The organism is Algoriphagus alkaliphilus (assembly GCF_900103735.1).
Classification (GTDB): domain Bacteria; phylum Bacteroidota; class Bacteroidia; order Cytophagales; family Cyclobacteriaceae; genus Algoriphagus; species Algoriphagus alkaliphilus.
The window spans coordinates 211,009-231,787 of record NZ_FMXE01000002.1 but is presented as its reverse complement, the minus strand read 5'-3'; the positions used below and the strand labels follow the sequence as shown (position 1 = coordinate 231,787).

Below are 20,779 nucleotides of genomic sequence, written 5' to 3'. Positions count from 1 at the left end.
ATAATGCTGTTTGGTATCGGACAAGCTACCCAGTTGGATAGTAAAAAGGAATCTGGCTGGGACGAACGACCTGATTTACTGTCCGAAATAGGGGTATTTCTTTCCTATGAGAATTCTGAAGATGTTAAGCTTTCAGCAAATCAAAAAGTCTATTTCTAAAATCGGCAGGTGTTTTTGAATTGTATTTTTTTAAAAAGTGAATCCCGCTTTTAGTCGTTAAATAGCCTCAGGTGACGGTCGATTTGTTTGACTAAGTCCCCGACAATTCCATGGATTTCCTCATACTGATTTTGCTGGAACTCCCGAATAAACACGTTCATTTTAAGTACTTCCTGAAACTCAATATTTGCCAAAAGAGCATCATAATCTTGAGGGCTTGCTGATACCCAAATTTGATCCATGGCTATATTCTTGAGTACTAAAGGATAGAGAAAATTCCATTGGTAACGATCATCCAATCCTTTTTCGAGGTTCTCCAAGTAGGGGTAACGGGTAGAATAGAGATTGGAAATCCGATTGCGAAGGGAGTCATTGGATACCAGGTCCAAGCCCACTGATTTCAAGTTTTCCCAAGAGGCAGTATTCTCGGATAGCTGATAATTTCCAAAGATTTTACCAAAGTGGGGTTTCAGGGAATCATGGGAAGGCCCTTTATCCTGAAGGGCTGTGAGTATGATTCGATTTGAGGTAAGTCGATCTTTATTGCCATCGATGTTAAACTCTAAGTCTAACAGGTCACTTTGGAGATTATTTTTCATTTCACTCAATAAAATCACCTCCTTTTTTCTAAGCTTATTCGATTCATTGGCATTGTTGATCTGCAACGCGATCAGGATTCCTATTACAACGAGGAAGATTTCGCCAATGGCGTAAGCCAAGTACCGTGTGATTTTGTTTTCCCGAAGGAGGTTTTGACGGATTTTGCGGAGGAAAGAGATCATGGTCTATCAGTCAGTTAATGTGACAAACAACTGCGATCGGATCAGCCAAGTCCCTGAGGTTTTGGTCCATTGGGCGGAGTATTTTCCTCCCACTACTGCTTCGTCCGAATCTTCCAGATATCCTTTCCAGGTTCCCGTCTCCCAGGCTAGTTGGGTTTTGTGATTGACAATAACCTCATCAGGGGTTCGGATCCAATACATTCTCGGACTTGGTAGGGATTTGAGGTAGATTTCCTGTTCTTCTTTACCCGAGATCAGCACTCCCAGTCCTGTGGTAATGAAAGCGTCCTCTGTCGAGAAGGTCGCATTCAACTCATGATCAAAATTCCGAAGCGCCTGATTGGAAGCTTCTCTTTGGGCGAGGATCAGCGCTTTTTCCAAATCCTGTCCATACGAAATGCTGATTATCAAAATTCCGATCAGGGAAAAGATTGATGTTCTAACCCAATTCACTGCTTATCTCTGTAATGATTAAACCAACTCAAGATTGCTGCCGTCTTGCTCATCAGCATACTTGGTCGTCCCGTCAAGCCATGAGAAGCATTGGGAATGCGGACCATGGCAGTTTCTACTCCGACCAGTTTGAGTGCGGTGTAATATTGCTCTGATTCTGAAATGGGCGTTCGGAAATCCTGCTCACCAGTCAACAGCATGGTGGGTGTTTTCACATTTCCCACAAGGGATAATGGCGATCTTCTCCAATAATTCTCCTGATCTTCCCAAGGCATCGCTCCAAACCAATATTTGGCAAAAAAGGCAGGGGAATCTGCATGAAGTACAAAGCTCGTCCAGTTAATTACCGGCTTGGCTACCACAGCAGCTTTAAAGCGATTGGTTTTGCCCACGATCCAAGCGGTCAACACCCCGCCTCCTGATCCTCCGGTGACAAATAGGTTTTCAGTATCGATGTAGCCTTTGGCAATTACCGCATCCACTCCCGAAATCAAGTCTTCGTAATCGTGATTTGGATAATCGTGGTGAATGGAGTTTCCAAATTCCTGACCGTACCCTGTACTACCGCGAGGATTGGTGTAAAGCACCACATAGCCTGCAGCGGCATAAGCCTGAATTTCATAAGCGAACGAAGGTCCGTACATGGCAAATGGTCCGCCGTGGATTTCAAGGATAAATGGATACTTTTTTGCAGGATCAAAATCCGGAGGAGTAACAATCCATCCCTGAACCCGCTTTTGGTCAAAGGATGATTCCCACCAGATTTCTTCGGTTTTTCCGATTTTCCGGAAGGAAAACAAATCGTCATTTACAGCAGTCAAGCGCTTGGTTGCTCCGCCGTTCCAAACTGCCAAATCTGCCGGATGCTCTGGTCCTCCTTGGGTGAATGCAAAACGGTTGTTGGCGGAAACAGTGAAAGTTCCGGCATTATAAGGCCTGCCCAAATCCAAACCTCCAAGTCCTTCGACGACGGTTCTTATCTTTCCAGTCAATGCTACATGCCCAATTTTGGTATCGCCAAATTGATCGTATTGGAAGTAGATTCCCTGACCATTTCCTTCCCATTGCGGATTGCCGGCATCCCGGTCTAGGTTAGCGGTGAGGTTTTTCACACCGGATCCATCCACATTCATCACATAGAGATTTGAAACCTGATAGCCTTGAAAAGTATCGTCATTTCCTGTAAACGCAATCATTTTCCCGTCAGGAGAAACTGCAGGATTGGCATCCGGCCCAAATCTGGAGGTCAAGGCCTTTATCTCACCTGAACTCAGATCCAAGCGATAGATCTCTGAGTTTGCAGGCTCCAGTTCATGGTTTTCATTCAGATTGGCGGAGAAGAAAAGGCTTTTGCCGTCTTTGGCCCAAATTGGACTTCCATGATTATTTGAAGTAAATGACCGCTGTCTTGGCGTACCGCCATCGATTCCCAAGGTGAAAATCTGTGATTTGCCGGGCTTCAAATATCCGGCACCATCTCCACGGTAATTCATTTCATCGATGAAAATCGGCGGAGCATTCCACTCGGCACCTTCTGGCTTGGATGGGATCGCCAGCATGGACTTTTTTGTTTCTGGGACAAATTGGGTAAAAGCCAACTGCCTGTCATCCGGACTCCAGGCGACCGCACTTGGTGGAATCGCGGTATTGGTCAGGGCGACAGTCTCACGGGTATCAAGATACATGAGATAAAGCTTCACTTTATTATCATCCTGATTGGAGAGGAAAGCGAGCTTCTTGCCGTCATTGGACCAACGTGGAGCATAGTCGCGTTGGTTTCCCATTGTGAGTTGCCGGATGCGTGTGCCGTCCACATTGCTGATCCAGAGATTGGAATAATCCCTGTCAGTCATGATGTCTTTGAAATTTCGGCTAAAGACAATTTGTGAACCGTCCGGCGAAATCTGTGGATCACTGACGTACTCCATGTTGAAAAGGTCGGTCAGTTCCAGTTTGGTTTTTTCCTGGGCTTCTAATGGCGTGTAGAAAAAAGCAAAAATGACGATTAAGGCGGCTGAGATTCTTTTCATCTAAATGTGTGGGTTTAGCATATAAGGAAATGGGAAGTTAAAATTTCAAATTTGGAAAAGTTTGATTTTCCAGAACACTTCTGACAAATAACTGATAAATAAAGAATGTGAAAATAGTTTTTATGGATATCCGCTTTTTTACAAGTAATATGTTCTAATGTCTAGAGTCCACAAAGGAGGATCAAATTACCTCCACTTCGGTCATCGGTCATCGGTCTTCCCTCCCATAGAGCAAAGAATTGCAGGCTTGTGGTACAATTGCTGGTAATCAGAACAATTTTTGTTTGGTAATCAATAAGTTACTGTTAATTCTGAATGATGCAAAAAAGGATGGGGGCTTATACTTTTCAGAAATCCCTCTTTTAAAAAAAACAGATTCTCAAAGCCGTTTTTCCCCATTTTATCAAATTAGACCGCACAATCGCCCCCCCATTTCTCCTTTGATGAGAATCATGGTCTGAAGTGATAATAGTCATGAATTTTAAGGGGTTATGTGAATAATTTCAAGGGATGAAATTATTCTTTTTCCAACCTTAAATTTTCAGTCATGACCGTTCTTGATCCCAAACCAATCCTTGCAGAGGCCGATATTTTACTCGAAAAAGCCAAAGAAGAACTCTGTCGTCCGGATGAGGACGTAGTCAAATACATGGTATGCAAGCATGCATACAAAGCAATAGAAAAGTACATGGCTGGATTTTTAGTGAAAAACGGGGTTAGAATTCATAATTCTCTTTCTATCAATGATCTGCTGCATCAATGTCGATCCATAGACCCGGATTTTAAAAAACTGAACCTTGATCCTTTGACTCGAGCCGGATATCCTGAGGATCTATGGATGAATATGAAAACAGCAAATGAATTTATCGACCTCGCTGAACAAACCAGGATTCAGGTAGGGGTAAATTAAAGGGCAATCAGGCTCGCGGCTCCAAAGCTGCGAGCCGATGCTTTTTAATACCCTCCTAACGCTGTTTTTTCTGAGCATTCGCTCAATATTTTTTCCCTCATAAAAATTGACAAACTCAAATACTGTCATGGACAATACCAATAACACTTTCAAATACCCAGGCACCAGGGTGGCAATGGATGGAAACACCGTTGCCATTATGTGTGAACGGGAATCTTCAGATGCTGCCGGTGCATACCCGATAACACCCTCGACACAAATGGGTGAATACTGGGCGGAGGAAGCAGCAACAGGCCATTTGAATATCTCGGACAGGCCTTTGATTTTCATCGAACCGGAAGGAGAACATGCCGCGGCCGCAGTGACTGCCGGGCTTTCGATGACTGGCTTGCGGTCTGCCAATTTTTCCTCAGGTCAGGGGATTGCCTACATGCACGAGTCTCTTTATGCTGCAGTTGGCAAGCGATTGACTTATGTGCTCAACATTGGAGCCCGCGCCATGACTAAATCCACCCTCAACGTTCACGCCGGTCACGACGATTACCACGCTATTGACGATACGGGATTCTTTCAGCTTTTTGCCAAAAAGGCGCAGCACGTGGCTGACCTGAACATCATCTCGCATAAAATAGCCGAGCTTGCCCTGAACCCTGGTATTATCGCTCAGGATGGATTTTTGACCACCCACCTGATCGAATCTCTTATGCTTCCGGAGCGTGAACTGATCAAGGAATTTCTGGGTCGGCCGGATGACATCATTGACACACCGACTCCTGCCCAGCGTATGATCTACGGAGATACGCGTCGTCGGATTCCAGAAGTATGGGATGTGGATAATCCCATGATGGCGGGCATCGTCCAAAATCAGGATTCCTACATGCAAAGTGTAGCCGCTCAGCGACCTTTCTTTTTTGATCATATCCGGGAACTCACAGATCAGGCTTTTGAGGAATATTATCAGCTCACCGGCAGAAGATACGAGCGAGTGATGACCTACAAGGCTCAAGACGCCGACTACCTGATCCTTGGACAGGGAAGTGTGGTATCGAGTGCTGAGGCGGTGGTAGATTATCTGCGAAAAACGAGAGGACTAAAAGTCGGCGTGGTCGATTTGGTGATGTTCCGACCTTTCCCCGCGGATTATCTGGGAAGAATTCTAAAAGGCAAAAAAGGTGTTACTATCCTCGAAAGACTCGATCAGCCGCTTTCGGAAGATTCTCCGATCATGCGGGAAGTGCGTTCAGTGATCACCAAATGCATCGAAAACGGCAACAATAAAAATAACCTTCCATATCCTGAATTGCCATCCTATACTGCCAACGAAATGCCGGCTTTATATACCGGTTCCTTTGGAATGGGAAGCCGTGACCTTCAGCCGGAAGGAATCATCGGGGCGGTGGAAAACATGCTGCCACAAGGCAAACACAAGAAAAGATTCTACTTGTCGATCGATTTCATCCGCGAAAATCCTTTCACTCCCAAGCAAAGAGCCCATCAGGAAACGATTCAGGCTTCTTACCCAAATGTGAAAGATCTGGCGGTTCACGGATCTGAAAATCCCAACCTGATGCCAAAGGATGCCATCACCGTGAGATTCCATTCCGTCGGCGGATGGGGAGCAATCACGACCGGTAAAAACCTGGCAATGACACTTTTTGACTTGCTCGGATATGATATCAAGGCAAACCCAAAATATGGTTCGGAGAAAAAAGGCCAACCAACCACATACTATCTGGCAGCGGCTCCCGAACCGATCACCATCAATTGCGAGTACTATTTTGTGGATGTGGTATTGTCTCCGGATCCTAATGTATTCAAGCATACCAATGCCTTGGCAGGTTTGAAAAACGGAGGTGTCTTCATCATTCAAAGTGAGCGGAAAACAGCAGACGAAGTTTGGGCAGATATTCCCAAACACTATCAGAAAATCATCATCGAAAACGACATCCATATTTACTATGTAGATGGATTCAAAATCGCCCGTGAGGAAGCTACGGATCCCGAACTTCAACTCAGAATGCAGGGCATCGCCTTCCAGGGGGCATTTTTTGCCTCATCACCGCTCATGAAGAAAGCGGGGCTGACCGACCTCGAATTGCTAAAAGCAATCGAAGAACAGTTGCAGCATAAGTTTGGAGGAAAAGGACAGCGGGTAGTCGATGACAATATGCGTGTGGTGAAGCGTGGTTTCAGCGAAGTGTATGAAATCAAAAACAAGGTGCTCGGGGTGCAAGCCGAGAAAACCAATGGTCAGTTGGTGGCAGCTATCCCGACCATGCTCAAAGACACCCCAAAAAGCGAATCCAACCTGAGCGATATCCATCGATTCTGGGAGCAGACGGGAAGTTTCTACCAAAGCGGAAGAGGAAATGACAACATCACAGATCCGTTTATTGGGTTGAGCGTGATGCCTGCAGCTACTTCGGTTTTCAGAGATATGACCGGCATACGTTTCGAGCATCCTGAATGGATCGCTGATAATTGTACTGCCTGCGGAAAATGCTACACCATTTGTCCGGATACTGCTATCCCGGGATTGGTCAGTGAATTGTCCGACGTCTTTGAAACTATTTTGAAGCGGGTCAAACGAAATCACGAAAAAGTTGAATTCCTTCCCAAAACGATCAAGCAATTAGAGCCCAAAGTTCGGGCACTTTTCAATGCTCCTCACGAAGGAATCACGGTCAATAACATGATCAATGAAGCACTTGATCAGCTATTGGAACAAGAGCAAAAAGGATCAGCACTTTCTGTGGAACTTGGCTGGTTCAGGGAAGAATTGGGAGATTTTCAATTTGCCCTTACCCGACCCTACTATGATGTTCATGAGAAAAAACAACCTAACAGTGGAGGCTTGTTCAGCATCACGATCAATCCAAATACCTGTAAAGGCTGCAGTGAATGCGTAAAAGTCTGCGAAGACGATGCGCTCAGAGTGGTGAAGCAGACAGATGACTCTGTTGCCAAACTCAGAGAAGAATGGAGCGTGTGGAGCGATTTGCCAAACACACCAAAAAAATTCAACAGAATAGATAATCTGGAAGAGCGAATCGGTCCGCTGGAAACGATCCTTCTGGACAAAAACGCTTACCAGAGTTTTGCAAGTGGAGATGGAGCCTGTCTCGGATGCTCCGAAAAATCAGTCGTTCACCTGTTCATGGCAACGGTCGAATCATTGATGCTTCCCCGGGTTGAAAAGCATGTCGAGTATCTGCAGGGTCTAGTAGACAAACTGGAGAAACATATCCAGGTGAAGTTGATGAAATCCATGAATCTGATGGATACCGATCTGATGTCAAAAATCATCTCAGAAACCCACGGCAGCGACCTGACGATGTCGGGAATTGCCAGCAAAATAGAATCTGAAAAAGGATCTGAACCGATCGACCAGGATTGGCTTACGGAGACCACTCAAGTTCTTGCCGGATTGAAAAAGCTCCTTTGGAAATACACTGACGGAACTACCGGAAAAGGCCGGTCAAATATGGGAATGACCAATTCCACCGGTTGTACTTCTGTATGGGGCAGTACCTATCCATACAATCCGTATCCTTTCCCTTGGGCAAATCACTTGTTCCAGGATAGCACATCCATGGCAATGGGACTTTTTGAAGGCCACATGTCCAAAATGGCAGATGGCTTCAGATTGATCCGCAAAGCCGAAATGGAACTAAGCGGAACCTACAATTCAAGAGATCAGAAAGACTTCTTTACCTACTTCAACTGGGGACAGTTCACCGATGAAGAATGGAAATTATGTCCTCCGGTGGTAGCACTTGGAGGAGACGGAGCGATGTATGACATCGGATTCCAGAATCTCTCCAGAATGATGGCTTCCGGCAAGCCGATCAAGGTCATCGTGGTCGATACGCAGGTTTACTCCAATACCGGAGGGCAAGCCTGTACCTCAGGATTTATCGGACAGGTTTCTGATATGGCTCAATTCGGGAAAGTCTGGAAAGGTAAACCTGAACCGAGAAAAGAAATTGGTTTGATCGCTATGGCACATCGAAATACCTACGTGCTTCAAGGAACGCTGGCAAATACCAGTCAGATGATCGAAGGGTTCATTGAAGGTTTGCTGACCAAGCGACCTGCACTTTTCAACCTGTACACTACTTGTCAACCGGAGCATGGAGTTGCGGATGATATGGGAGCACACCAAGCCAAACTGGCGATGGAATCCCGGGCTTACCCGATTTTCAGATACAATCCTGATAATGGAAAGACTCCACAGGAGGCATTTAACTTGGAAGGAAACCCCGCCATGGATCAGCTTTGGCCAACTTATGAGTTGAAATATATGGAAAGCGGGCGTCAGAAATCAATGGAAGTCGCAATGACTTTCGCGGATTTTGCGATCACCGAAGCCAGATTCAGAAAGCATTTCCGCAAGGCTCCTCGTGACACCTGGAATGAAAACATGATCGTCCTTTCCGAATTCCTCGAAATGGATTTGGAAGCAAGAGAAGGCAAATTCCCATTCATCTGGGCACTAGATAAGAAAGATTTCCTCAGTCGAGTGCTGGTTTCCAAAACATTGGTTGAATCCTGTGAGGAACGCCGGGATTTCTGGATCATGCTCAAGGCGATTGCAGGAGTTACTCCTGAAAAAGAATCTCAGATCGAGGATGTGGAAAGCAAGGTGAGAGCTGAAGTCATCGGCCGAATCGCAAGAGGATTGATGAAGATGGCAGGAGATGACGGTTCAGGAATCCTGGATCTTGCGATGGAAGCACCTAAATCAAACTCAAATGGTGAAGCAAAATCGAATGCTGCAGTGAGTTCGGATTATATGGCTCCCTGGCTGGAAACCGAGCAATGCACTTCCTGTGATGAGTGTACGAAGCTGAATCCAAAGATTTTCGCCTATAACACTGATAAAAAAGCATTCATCAAGAATCCGGATGGAGGGCCTTATACAGATCTGGTCAAAGCTGCCGAAAAATGCACAGCAGGTGTCATTCACCCTGGTTTGCCGGCAGACAAGAATTTTCCGGATAGCGAGAAATGGATCAAAAGAGCTGAAAAATTCAACTGATAAAGAGATCCGGACTTCATGAAAGATTCTTTCAAACACGGAGTACATCCGCCGGAGAACAAGGAGGAGACAAATAAGCTGCCGATCCGACAGTTTTCATTTGCTCCTCTGATTATACTGCCGATGCAGCAGCACATTGGTGCGCCCTCCAAAATCATCGTGAGGGAAGGACAGGAAGTGGCGAGAGGCCAAGTTCTGGCTGCTGCAGATGGCTATATGTCTGTGCCGATGCATTCCCCTGTTTCCGGAACCATCCGAAAAATTTCAAAAGTCCCGGTTATCTCCGGTCAAATGACCGAGGGAATTTTCCTCGAATCGTTCCATTCTTCAGGTCAGGAAGTCTCGGAGGGATCACCTATCAGCGTCGATGCAAGTCCGGAACAAATCCTCAAAGGAATTCAGGATGCCGGCATTGTCGGCTTGGGCGGAGCAGCTTTTCCCACGCATGTTAAACTCAAAATTCCTGACGGAAAATCCTGTGAATTTCTGGTCATCAATGGGATTGAGTGTGAGCCTTACCTGACCACAGACCACCGGGTCATGCTGGAGCAGGCAGATGATATTTTCATGGGCATTCGCTATTTGCTGAAATGCACAGGTGCCAAAGAAGTCATCATCGGAATAGAAGCAAACAAACAGGACGCGGCGGATCTCCTGACTCAGAAAATTCCCGCGGGGATGCCGGTTACGGTAAAAGTCGTTCCGGTCAAATATCCTCAGGGCGCTGAAAAAATGCTGATCACGTCCTTGCTCGGCAAGGAAGTCCCGTCCGGCGGATTGCCGATAGATGTTCACGCTGTGGTGGTGAATGTCGCAACCACAGCCGAAATCGGAAGATTGCTCCCTCATGGACAAGGAATCCAGGAAAGGGTAATTACCATTTCCGGTCCGGGAGTGAAGAAAAAAGGAAATTACCTGATCCCGATCGGCACGCCTTTGCGCTATGTGCTCGAACAGGTTGGCGCCGCAGACAATATCAGCGAAGTCTACATGGGAGGGCCGATGATGGGAGTGGCGGTTTCCAATTTGGATATTTCTATCACCAAGGGAACCTCAGGAATTATAGTTTTCGGGGAGCAGGATATCAACAAAACGGATAAAATCTTCCCATGCATCAAGTGCGGCGCATGCGTCGGCGCTTGTCCGATCTCACTCAATCCTTCCAAACTCGGCATTTTAGCCAAAGCCGAAGCCTACGAAACCATGGCGGATGATTTCCATCTCATGGACTGCTTCGAATGCGGTTCCTGCTCTTTCGTCTGTCCTTCCAATATCCCGTTGGTTCAGTACTTCCGATTATCTAAATCAATTCTCCGCAAACGTAAAACAGCCAAACCGGCTGCAGTAAATGTTTAGCAAAACTCTCCATATCAGCACTTCTCCGCACATCCGAAAAGGAGTGAGCACGGATACGATCATGCAAAATGTGGTCTGGGCGATGATGCCTGTTTTAATTTTCGCTGTTTTCTCTTTTGGAATAAACGCACTTCTTGTCATCGTCACGGCGGTTGTTTCAAGCGTTCTCACGGAGCATGTGCTATGCAAATGGTCCAATAAAGAGAGTACAATCTCCGACTGGTCAGCTGTCATCACCGGGATTCTTCTCGGGCTTACGCTGCCTCCCATTTTTCCCCTTTGGATGACTTTCCTCGGAGGAGTATTCTCTGTGGCAATTGGGAAATTTGTCTTCGGAGGTCTTGGCTACAATCTTTTCAATCCGGCCCTTGTCGGCAGAGCTTTTCTGCAGGCAGCATTTCCGGTAGCAATTACCACATGGCAATCAGCCTTTCTGGAAGGTCGGTTTTTTAGCATTTCAAGTTCAGTTTTGGCCTTCCCTTTTGCAGAGCCAAAAGTTGATAGCATCTCGGGTGCGACGCCTCTTTCAGCCTTCAAGTTCGATCATGTGATGACCGACAGTTCAGATTTGGCCTTGGGCCTGATCAGCGGATCAACAGGTGAAACGAGCGCAGTGATTATCATTTTGGGAGGAATCTATCTCATTGCACGCAAGATGATGAACTGGAGGATTCCGGTTTCCATTCTTTCGACGGTTTTTGTCCTGAGCGGCATTTTATATCTCATTGACGACACGATTTATCCATCCCCGCTTTTCATGCTCTTTTCCGGAGGGCTGATGCTCGGGGCAGTTTTTATGGCCACTGATATGGTGGGCTCACCGATTACTCCGCTTGGAGTGGTGATTTATGGATTCTTCATCGGTTTGTTGGTTGTAGTGATCCGGGTTTGGGGCGGACTTCCGGAGGGCGTCATGTATGCCATTCTCTTGGGAAATGCACTGACCCCACAGATTGATAATTTCATCAGGCCTAGGGTGTACGGAACCAAAAAGACAAAATCATGAGCGAATCCAAAACGAGATCTCCCGGAACTCAAACCAACGACGGCAGCAAGAAAATGCTGATCGCCATGGTGGGAATCGGCGTTGTTTGTGCTTTACTGATCGTCTTCACCTATGAGGGTACTTTTGGGAGAATTGAAATGCTCAAAGCAGAAGCGCTCGAGCAAGCGGTTTTCAAAGTTCTTCCGGGAATCACCAAAACCGGGATTTTTGAGCTCACATCTGAGGGAAAATTCATTCCGTCAGATGGAAAGGACCGAACCAAAACGCTGGTTTATGCAGGATACGATGATCAAAATACCTTGAAAGGAATTGCCATTGAAGCAAAAGGACAAGGGTATGCAGATATCCTGAAAGTCTTGTATGGATATGATCCTGCCTCGCAGTCGATTGTGGGATTTTATGTGCTGGAGAGCAAAGAGACTCCGGGATTGGGAGATAAAATCGAAAAGGACGAGAACTTCCTTTCCAATTTCAACGGCCTTTCGGTGGCATTGTCTGAGGATTTTAAGACGGTCATTAACAAGGTCATTCCGGTAAAATTTGGCACCAAAGAAAATTCCTGGGAAGTAGAAGGAATCACCGGAGCTACGATCTCAACCCGTGCGATCGGAAACATCATGGGAGAAAGCACCGCAACGATGATCCCCTTGATTTATCAGCAGCAGGAGAGTTTTGCATTCGCACCAAACGCCCCGACGAAATGAGCCCGGAACTAAAAAATATAGCCTTGAAGGATGCACCAAGCTCCACGGATGAATTCATCAAAGGACTGTGGAGAGAAAATCCTGTTTTCGTGCAGGTGATCGGAATGTGCCCTGTTTTGGCAGTATCCAATTCTGCTGAAAATGCACTTGCAATGGGTCTTGCAACTGCATTTGTGCTGGTGATGTCCAATGTGCTCATTTCTTCCCTTCGGAATTTCATCCCCAAGCAGGTAAGAATTGCAACCTACATTTTGATCATTGCCACTTTCGTCACGATGGTGGACTATGCCATTCAGGCAATCAGCGTGGACTTGCATAAAAGCCTCGGGGCTTTCATTTCACTCATTGTGGTGAATTGCATGATTCTCAGCAGAGCCGAAGCCTTTGCTTCCAAAAATACAGTCAGCAAATCGGCAATTGACGGACTGGGAATGGGTTTTGGATTTGTGTTCGCACTTTTCTGCTTAGGTTCGGTCCGCGAGATATTGGGAAATGGATCCATTTTTGGGTTCCCCATTTTCCCAGAATCGTATCAGGAATGGATCATTATGATTTTGCCGGCTGGAGGATTTTTCACACTGGCTTTTTGGCTGCTGATTTTCAATCATTATAAACTTAAAAAGGCGAAATCATGAAGGAAGAATCTCTTTGGTTCATTTTCATCAATGCCAGTCTGATCAACAATTTCGTGCTGGCGTATTTCCTTGGCATCTGCCCGTTTCTGGGCGTTTCCGGCAAAATGGAAACGGCTTCCAAAATGGGTGCGGCCGTGACTTTTGTCATGATCATCAGCTCTGTCTGTGCCTATGGTATTCATTTGCTGCTGGTGGCTATCAACGCACCATTTCTTCAGCTAATCAGCTATATCGTCGTCATCGCCTCCACAGTTCAATTGGTAGAGATGATTATCAAAAAAATGAGTCCTGCCCTGTTCAGATCGCTGGGGATTTTTCTCCCTTTGATCACGACAAATTGTGCTATTCTGGGAGTAGCTCTCTTTCAGACGAGCAAAGGATATGGATTGGCCGAAAGCCTGGCTTACTCCTTTGGAGCGGGTGCGGGGTTTACGCTGGCACTGGTGCTGATGGCAGGTTTGCGCGAGCAACTTGATTTCGCTGATGTTCCGAAAGTCGTAAAAGGTACCGCGATCACACTTCTGATTGCAGGGATTTTGTCCTTGACCTTTATGGGTTTTTCGGGTTTGGGATCTTAAAAAAAATAGAGAAAAATGGATACAATTCTCAGGTATGCAATTGCAATTGGCGGGATAGTCGCCCTGATGCTGGCTTGGGTTTGGGTGCAGTCTGTCTGGAGAAAAACGTTCTCCGAAAATATCTCCGATGAGGATGTATTGGCGGAGCGCAGAAGCTGTGGCAACTGTGGTTGCACCAAAGTGTGCAAAAAGGAAAAGGTGATTTAATAGAATTTTCAACGATAAACTATACTTGTTATGACTTATCTATCAGCTCTTGATACGACCCAACAATACACCGGCAAGGTGAAGAAGACTCAGCGTCTCACGCCAGCCAACGCTGAGGAAATCCGCGAAATAGTATTTGAAGTCGATCAACCAGAATTTAACGTCAAGGTGGATCAAAGCTTTGGAGTTTTGGTGAAGCATAAAAGCGAATTTGGCAATATCCATCATCATCGCCTGTATAGCGTGGCCGATCTGCCAACTACCGAAAATGGGAAAAAGCTCATTACAATGTTGGTGAAGCGCTGCACTTATGTGGACGATTTCAGCGGGGAACAGTACGAAGGTGTGGGTTCCAATTACCTCTGCGACCGGAGAGTCGGGGATGAGATCACGATCACAGGACCTTTTGAACTTCCTTTTAAAATTCCGGAGGACAAAAATTCCAACCTGATCCTGATCGGAATGGGCACCGGAATCGCGCCCTTCCGGGCGTTTGTAAAACATATTTACAGCGATGTAAAAGAATGGAAGGGAAAAATCAGATTGTTCTATGGTGCAAAAAGCGGCTTGGAACTGCTGTACCTCAATGACAAAGACGGTGATCTTACGAACTACTATGACGAGGCAACTTTCGAAGCTTTTCATGCACTGAGTCCACGACCGGATTGGGAAGATCCGATTTCTCTCGGTGCTGCCCTTGAGGCAAGGGGGGAGGAGATTTTTGAGATGCTTTCACATTCCAATACCTATATCTACATCGCGGGGTATGAGAAAGTGAAAGAAAACCTGAACAAGGCTTTCATGACGATTATGGGTTCCAAAGAAAAATGGGAAACCAGAAAAGCCGAATTGGTGGCTGGTAAGAAATGGGCTGAGGTTATTTATTGAAAAATAAGACCGATGTCAGATGACCGATGAACGAAGTTGAGTAATAGTCAGATTCTTTCCTTGGAATGAGTGGCAAAAATCATTTATCGAAAGCGCTGAAGATTATGCCAATTAAAACCCTTTCCAAAAAAATATCTATGCAGAAAGCTGCCTAGATAGAAATATTTCATGGACTATTTGACATCCGTCATCTGTCATCGGACATCCGAGCTGTTTTCAAATCAAAATTCACTTAAGTAGAAAACCATGACCATTCTCATAGCCTTACTTTCCCTCGGAGGATTGACGCTTTTTCTGGCAGTGATGCTGATCATCGCCAATAAGAAGCTCTATGTCTATGAGGATCCCCGAATTGACGAGGTGGAGGCGATGCTTCCTCACGCCAACTGTGGGGCATGTGGCTATCCCGGTTGCAGGCCTTTTGCGGAAGCACTGGTAAAAGGAGAAATGTTACCCGGTAAATGCTCCGTGAGTTCGGAGGATGGAAGGAATGCCATCGCAGCTTACCTTGGTGTAGATGCCGGAATGGAGGAAAAGAGAGTTGCCAGACTCGCATGCGCCGGCGGAAGTAACGTCGCAGTAGTGCGTGCCGAATACGAAGGACTTTCGTCTTGCCGAGGCGCTGCCCTGATTTCCGGAGGAGGCAAAGGCTGTTCTTGGGGTTGTCTGGGTCATGGAGACTGCGAAAAAGTCTGCGATTTCGACGCCATCAGCATGAATGAATTTGGGATTCCCATCGTCGACGAAGCAAAATGTACCGCCTGTGGCGATTGTGTGGAGGTTTGTCCGAAGGATCTTTTTTCTCTTCATCCAATCAGTCATCGACTCTGGGTTGCATGCAAAAGTCTGGAAGCCGGAGACGGCGTTTTGGAAGATTGCGAGGTAGGATGTACCGCCTGCGGAAAGTGCGCGATGGATGCGAAGGGAGATTTGATCACGATGAAATATAACCTGCCCGTCATCAATTACTCAGCAAATCACCAAACCCAAGTACCAATTCAGCGCTGCCCGACCGGCGCGATTGTTTGGCTGGACGAAAAGCAAGGACCAATCAAAGGTGCCGAAGCCAAGAAAATCATCCGAAAAGGAAAGCTGAAAATGGGAGAGAGCTAGGCTGATTAAGGGATTATTTTTTTTTTATGAATTGAATGCTGTGTATAAACCCTTACAGTGACCGATAATGATCAATACCCTCTCGCTGCTCCGTCATCACTGGCAGAATCTGCTGCTCCGACAAATATGCCAAGTTTCGCATCGTAGGTGATTCCCATCAACACTCCAAGGTTGGTTGTAGGCCTAAGTGTGTGTCCCATTTCTTCCAATGCTTTTCTTGTATCTGGTGATAGCAAGTTTCGCTCATAAATAATCATATCAGGAAGCCACTGATGGTGGATTTTCATGGCTTCGATCGCCCGATCGATCCGCATGTCGTAAGCAAGTACATTCAGGACAGTTTGGAAGACAGTATTGATAATCGTCCTTCCGCCCGGACTGCCGATCACGAGGTAAGGCTTGCCATCTTTTGCCACAATCGTGGGGGTCATGCTGGAAAGCATCCGTTTCTCCGGCGCAACCAAATTGGGGCTGGATCCGATCTGTCCGGTATTGGTAGTGATTCCGGGAATAGGATTGAAGTCGCCCATCTCATTGTTGAAGATGAAGCCAAGCTTGTCCGAACCCATTCCGGCGCCATAGCTATTTTCTAAAGTATAAGTGAGTGAGACGGCATTTCCTTCTTTGTCCACTACCGAAAAATGGGTCGTATGATCTCCGCCGTAGAGTTGGCCAAACTTCGAAGAATCACTTGGAGATGCTTTGGTTAGGTCAAGGTTTGCAAATCTTTCTTGCGCAAATTCCTTAGACGTTAAAAGCTCAATCGGCATATCAGGATTGAAATCCGGATCTCCCAAATGCTCCGCCCGATCCGCATATGCCCTTCGCATCGCTTCCGCTACAAGGTGCACATAGGCGGTAGAGTTAAATTCCACTTTGGAGATATCGGCCGCTTCCATCAGATTCATCATCTCGATCAGCGCGATCCCTCCCGAACTTGGAGGAGGCATGGAAAAAATCCCATAATCTTTAAACGTAGTCTTCACCGGAGATCGCTCCACCGCTTCATATTTCGCGAGGTCTTGCTGCGTGATGATTCCCCCATTGGCTTTCATGTAGTTTTCGATCTCGGCTGCTACAGCACCTTTATAGAATCCGTCTCTCCCCTGATCGCGAATGGCTTCAAGAGTTTTTGCCAATGCAGGCTGCTTCCACAGTTCGTCCGGGGCCACGACCTCTCCATCTGCCCCGCGGAAAAAGTTCTGCATGATATCAAATGATGGATCCAATGCAGACATCCTGAGTGCCACAGTATACAATCCCCAAGACATTGGAAATCCGTTTTTCGCCTGATCAATCGCAGGTTGCACTAAGTCCTTCCATGGCAGTTTCCCATATTTTTGATGCGCTTGGTAAAGTCCGGCCACGGTTCCAGGAACGCCTACCGAAAGCAATCCTCGATGATTGGAATTGTCCCGGATCTTTCCATTTTCGTCCAAAAACATGCTGGGACTTGCAGCTAAAGGAGCTTTTTCCCTAAAATCAAAAGTAGTGACATCCCCGTCTGACTTCATCAGTACGATAAATCCACCTCCGCCAATATTTCCCGCCTCAGGATGCGTCACCGCCAAGGACAATGCCGTGGCTACCGCGGCATCAATGGCGTTTCCTCCCTTTTTCAAAATAGAAATACCCACTTCGGAACTTAGGTAATGATCCGAAACTACCATGCCGTTTTTGCCATAGGTCTGAGCATGCAGGGAATTCCCAATTGGCAATAGGAGTAATGAGAATAGGGAAAAAAGGAGAACTGTGTTTCTTTGATTCATAAAATTAGTTATCGTTTTGAGCGGTGGGAGTTGGGAGGATAATCCCAACCCTGTTTGTGAATTTTTCCCATTCACCAAGCATCTCCTGAAGTTTAGCAGGTTCCTGATCTTTCAAATCAATTTGCTCGGCAAGATCAGTGCTTAAGTTATACAATTGGAAGTTATCCAATTGAAATGGACGGGTAGTATTCAGGATTTTCCAATTTCCTTTGCGGAGCATTGCGTAGCCATTATGCTCCATCCCAAAAACATAATCATCCGCATGAATAGCTTGTTGTTTACCTGTCAAAACCGGCAAAAGTGAGGCTCCGAGAAGAGGTTTCACCATTTTACCATTCCATTCTGCAGGGTAGCTCGCCTCCGCAAGGTCATAAAAAGTAGGTGCCAGATCCAGCAAAGTCAAAAAGGAATCATTGATGCTGCCTTTGTTTTCTACTCCGGGACCGCTTATAATCATGGGGACATTCATTCCTCCTTCGGTTGTGAATCCCTTGTAATATTTGAAAGGAGAAGACCCCGCCTCTGCCCATTGTGGGCCATAGGAAATAAAGGAGTTGGGTTTACCCATCGCCTCGTAAGCATCGGTATGATTTTCCCTAATTAATTCTTTAAAACCATCCTCATAGTAGAAGTCCTCGGCTGCAGCCCCATTATCAGACATAAAGACGATCAGCGTATTTTCATATTCACCGATCTCTTTTAGATATTGAATCAATCGGCCAATATTATAGTCCAGATTATCCACCATTCCGGCATAGAGTTCCATCTTCCGCGCTTCCATTTTTTGCTCCTCCGGAGAAAGCGAATCCCAGGCTTTCACATTTGGATGAGAAGGAGGCAAGAGTGCATCTTCAGGAATCATTCCGGCTTTCTTTAGACTTTCAAAGCGTTGGCGCTTTAGTTTCTCATACCCTGAATCATAGCGGCCTTCGTATTTTTTCCAATATTTTTCATCCACCTGAAGCGGCCAATGGGGAGAAGTGTAGGCGGCAAAGGAGAAAAAGGGTTTGCCATCTTTGGCATTGCTTCCGATATATTCGATGAGTTTGTCGGTGTAAAAATCTGTGGAATACGCTCCTTCCGGCCATTCCACTTCCCTCTCACTTTCGTAGTATTTTGAAATAGGAGCTTGGGGAAGGATTCCAAAATTATTGTAATGATTGGCTCCTCCCTGGGGCGTGATAAAGTACTTTTCAAAACCCTTTTGACCTGGATGATGCTGGGGTTCGGCCCCAAGGTGCCACTTGCCGGCCATATAGGTATGATATCCCTTTGTTTGGAGTAGCTGCGGAATGGTGATGATTCTTTCACTGAGATATCCTTCATATCCTACAACGCCCTCTCTTCTTCCCTGAATACCCATTCCGGCGATATGATTGTCATTTCCGGTGAGGAACATGGCCCGACTCGTGGCACAAAGGGGAGAGGAGTGAAAGCGACTGAAGCGAATTCCTTGATTGGCAAGTTCATCCAGATGGGGAGTGTCGATATCACCTCCGAATGAGCCCAAGTCGGCATAGCCCAGATCATCGGCTACGATCAGGAGGATGTTTTGGGGTTTTTGGGACGGGGTTTCTTTTTGCAAGGGAAAAAACGAAGTTCCAAAAAGGATTCCCAGAAGGATTAGCTTTGATTTAGTGATCATTCGGAATCTGTTATTTTCAAACGTAGCAGCCGTTTTTTAACAGTCAACTTAACCAGAAATTCAAGAAATTCAAGATGTAGTTATTTTGAGTTCGCTGTCTCGACCAAAGATTGATAACTGCATCCGTAAAAATTATCCGCGCTATTTCTCAACCCAGGACGAACAGCATGAATATTTTCCCCAACGGTATGGAATTCTTTCCCTAAGGAGAATGGGGAATAATGGGGAATAATGGGATTCAGTTTGATCCGAAGTATTTGTTGAAATAGAGTTCTTGATAGCTGTTCAGGCAATTTTCTAAATTCAAGCCAGTAAAATATTTAACCTTGATTTTAGCCCAAATCTGCCTGTTCAATAATAGGTAGAAAGAGCCTGATTTTCTTTTCATCGGCCGGATAAAATAAAAACGGGCTCACGTCGGCTACCATTTCTTCAATGTTTGTACTTGCATACAGATCCCGGATTCGATCGCGTAACTGCCCGGAATTGGATACGCCTAGTTTCATCTGCAGGTAATCATAATTCGGCTTCGTTTAGTTGAAAATTATCAAAATCCAGGTCTTCAGAAAATCGGTTATTGTTATGCACCAGCCGCAAACAGGTACCACCTAAAAAGCAAAATTTGGAAGCATAGGGTCCATCGAAAAGGATTTCCAATATTTTGTATTGCAAATATTCACGCAACACAAATGCCCGGTGTATCTGCAAGCCTTCGGGATATGCTGAAAGAATTTCAGTAAGATTGAGCATTGTCTATCAATTTATTGATGGTGGATAAACGCTTCATCAGGCTGGGTGAAGAAAACAAGGCGCTGTAGGCTTCTAATTGCTCGCTTCGTATATCTGCCCGCATTTGGGGAAAATTAAAGCGGTATGATTCAAAGTCATCTTCCTCTTGGGCCTTTGGGTGAAAATAAAGGAAATCAAGCAGTGCCTTTTCAGGTTCTGCCATTTTTATACCATACCCTTCTTTATTGATAATGCGGTAACCAAAGAAGAGAGTTGGTTTCATACTTGCGTAGCTAAACCGGCCTTTGGGAGTATCAAACAAGGTGGTTTTGCGCGTAGAAATGGAGGTTAAGGTAAAAACACCCTCTGGTATCCACCCATAATGCGCGAAAGCCGATTCCAAGGAGATGTAGGATGGGGCATAGATTTTATTAGCAGTATAATAGACCTGTTCCAGCGTTCTAATTTCGTCAGCAAGGCTATACCAACCATTTCGTACCCTCAGGAGGTATCCCTTTTTCTGCCAGTTCAGGAGGTTTTCCCGTTCAAATCCGGGAAATCTCTTCTCGATATCGTTTGTTGAAAAGACAGGAATTCCTTGGAAAATTTTTGAAAATTCTAATATATTCATTTCTGTTTATCCTAATAAAATAGGTTTTATAGAAACGAGTATAGAGAAAAAGTCAAACCTTTGAAAAATTCTTTGAGCTCAACTTTTTGATTCTCTTGAAGCCAAGTGTCTAACGGGGACTAAAAAATAATTTGTATCCGACT

Annotated in this window: 19 protein-coding genes; 11 read left to right on the top strand and 8 right to left on the bottom strand. The window is 45.7% G+C overall.

Annotation, left to right across the window (positions count from 1 at the left end):
• Nucleotides 1-3: 3 nt before the first annotated feature.
• Nucleotides 4-159, top strand: coding sequence for a hypothetical protein (locus tag BLQ81_RS22155; protein ID WP_175454139.1), 156 nt, complete (start codon nt 4-6; stop codon nt 157-159).
• Nucleotides 160-209: 50 nt separating this feature from the next.
• On the opposite strand, the gene BLQ81_RS01065 is transcribed toward BLQ81_RS22155, so the two are convergent.
• The 3 genes from BLQ81_RS01065 to BLQ81_RS01055 are packed head-to-tail and all read right to left on the bottom strand — an operon-like array spanning nt 210 to nt 3,424.
• Nucleotides 210-941, bottom strand: a complete 732-nt coding sequence (locus tag BLQ81_RS01065; RefSeq protein WP_092728097.1) for a DUF6090 family protein — start codon at nt 939-941, stop codon at nt 210-212.
• Between the two features lie 6 nt (nt 942-947).
• Nucleotides 948-1,394: a nuclear transport factor 2 family protein gene (locus BLQ81_RS01060; RefSeq protein WP_245693118.1), complete on the bottom strand. Its 447-nt coding sequence runs from the start codon at nt 1,392-1,394 to the stop codon at nt 948-950.
• Nucleotides 1,391-3,424, bottom strand: a complete 2,034-nt coding sequence (locus BLQ81_RS01055) for a S9 family peptidase (protein WP_092728096.1) — start codon at nt 3,422-3,424, stop codon at nt 1,391-1,393. Before BLQ81_RS01055 ends, BLQ81_RS01060 begins: the two co-directional genes overlap by 4 nt.
• Before the next feature lie 547 nt (nt 3,425-3,971).
• Between BLQ81_RS01055 and BLQ81_RS01045 the strand changes: the two genes are divergently transcribed.
• The 10 genes from BLQ81_RS01045 (at nt 3,972) to BLQ81_RS01000 (ending at nt 15,862) form a co-directional block, all read left to right on the top strand.
• Nucleotides 3,972-4,334: a HEPN domain-containing protein gene (locus BLQ81_RS01045; protein ID WP_092728094.1), complete on the top strand. Its 363-nt coding sequence runs from the start codon at nt 3,972-3,974 to the stop codon at nt 4,332-4,334.
• A gap of 127 nt (nt 4,335-4,461) precedes the next feature.
• Complete coding sequence (locus BLQ81_RS01040) at nt 4,462-9,375, top strand: 2-oxoacid:acceptor oxidoreductase family protein (protein WP_217636632.1); 4,914 nt, start codon at nt 4,462-4,464, stop codon at nt 9,373-9,375.
• Nucleotides 9,376-9,393: 18 nt separating this feature from the next.
• Nucleotides 9,394-10,731, top strand: a complete 1,338-nt coding sequence (gene rsxC, locus BLQ81_RS01035) for an electron transport complex subunit RsxC (RefSeq protein ID WP_092728093.1) — start codon at nt 9,394-9,396, stop codon at nt 10,729-10,731.
• Nucleotides 10,724-11,737, top strand: coding sequence for an RnfABCDGE type electron transport complex subunit D (locus BLQ81_RS01030; protein WP_092728092.1), 1,014 nt, complete (start codon nt 10,724-10,726; stop codon nt 11,735-11,737). Before rsxC ends, BLQ81_RS01030 begins: the two co-directional genes overlap by 8 nt.
• Nucleotides 11,734-12,441, top strand: coding sequence for an FMN-binding protein (locus BLQ81_RS01025; protein ID WP_092728091.1), 708 nt, complete (start codon nt 11,734-11,736; stop codon nt 12,439-12,441). Before BLQ81_RS01030 ends, BLQ81_RS01025 begins: the two co-directional genes overlap by 4 nt.
• Nucleotides 12,438-13,076, top strand: a complete 639-nt coding sequence (gene rsxE, locus BLQ81_RS01020; RefSeq protein WP_092728090.1) for an electron transport complex subunit RsxE — start codon at nt 12,438-12,440, stop codon at nt 13,074-13,076. Before BLQ81_RS01025 ends, rsxE begins: the two co-directional genes overlap by 4 nt.
• Entirely contained in the window at nt 13,073-13,654 is a 582-nt protein-coding gene (locus BLQ81_RS01015; RefSeq protein WP_092728089.1) for an electron transport complex protein RnfA, read from the top strand. The genes rsxE and BLQ81_RS01015 overlap by 4 nt, the downstream gene beginning before the upstream one ends.
• A gap of 15 nt (nt 13,655-13,669) precedes the next feature.
• Nucleotides 13,670-13,861, top strand: a complete 192-nt coding sequence (locus BLQ81_RS01010; RefSeq protein ID WP_092728088.1) for a hypothetical protein — start codon at nt 13,670-13,672, stop codon at nt 13,859-13,861.
• A gap of 30 nt (nt 13,862-13,891) precedes the next feature.
• A complete protein-coding gene (locus BLQ81_RS01005; RefSeq protein WP_092728087.1) occupies nt 13,892-14,749 on the top strand; it encodes a ferredoxin reductase domain-containing protein in 858 nt (285 codons plus the stop codon).
• A gap of 246 nt (nt 14,750-14,995) precedes the next feature.
• On the top strand, nt 14,996-15,862 hold the full coding sequence (locus tag BLQ81_RS01000; protein WP_092728086.1) for an RnfABCDGE type electron transport complex subunit B: 867 nt from the start codon (nt 14,996-14,998) through the stop codon (nt 15,860-15,862).
• Nucleotides 15,863-15,933: 71 nt separating this feature from the next.
• On the opposite strand, the gene ggt is transcribed toward BLQ81_RS01000, so the two are convergent.
• The 5 genes from ggt to BLQ81_RS00980 form a co-directional block, all read right to left on the bottom strand.
• A complete protein-coding gene (gene ggt / locus BLQ81_RS00995; protein WP_092728085.1) occupies nt 15,934-17,631 on the bottom strand; it encodes a gamma-glutamyltransferase in 1,698 nt (565 codons plus the stop codon).
• 4 nt (nt 17,632-17,635) lie between these two features.
• Nucleotides 17,636-19,276, bottom strand: a complete 1,641-nt coding sequence (locus BLQ81_RS00990) for an arylsulfatase (RefSeq protein ID WP_092728084.1) — start codon at nt 19,274-19,276, stop codon at nt 17,636-17,638.
• Between the two features lie 332 nt (nt 19,277-19,608).
• Nucleotides 19,609-19,782: a hypothetical protein gene (locus tag BLQ81_RS22150; protein ID WP_175454138.1), complete on the bottom strand. Its 174-nt coding sequence runs from the start codon at nt 19,780-19,782 to the stop codon at nt 19,609-19,611.
• Nucleotides 19,783-19,792: 10 nt separating this feature from the next.
• Nucleotides 19,793-20,026 (bottom strand): nucleotidyl transferase AbiEii/AbiGii toxin family protein, encoded by a 234-nt coding sequence (locus BLQ81_RS00985; protein ID WP_092728083.1) that lies wholly within the window; start codon nt 20,024-20,026, stop codon nt 19,793-19,795.
• Complete coding sequence (locus BLQ81_RS00980) at nt 20,010-20,636, bottom strand: type IV toxin-antitoxin system AbiEi family antitoxin domain-containing protein (protein WP_092728082.1); 627 nt, start codon at nt 20,634-20,636, stop codon at nt 20,010-20,012. Before BLQ81_RS00980 ends, BLQ81_RS00985 begins: the two co-directional genes overlap by 17 nt.
• Nucleotides 20,637-20,779 lie beyond the last annotated feature (143 nt).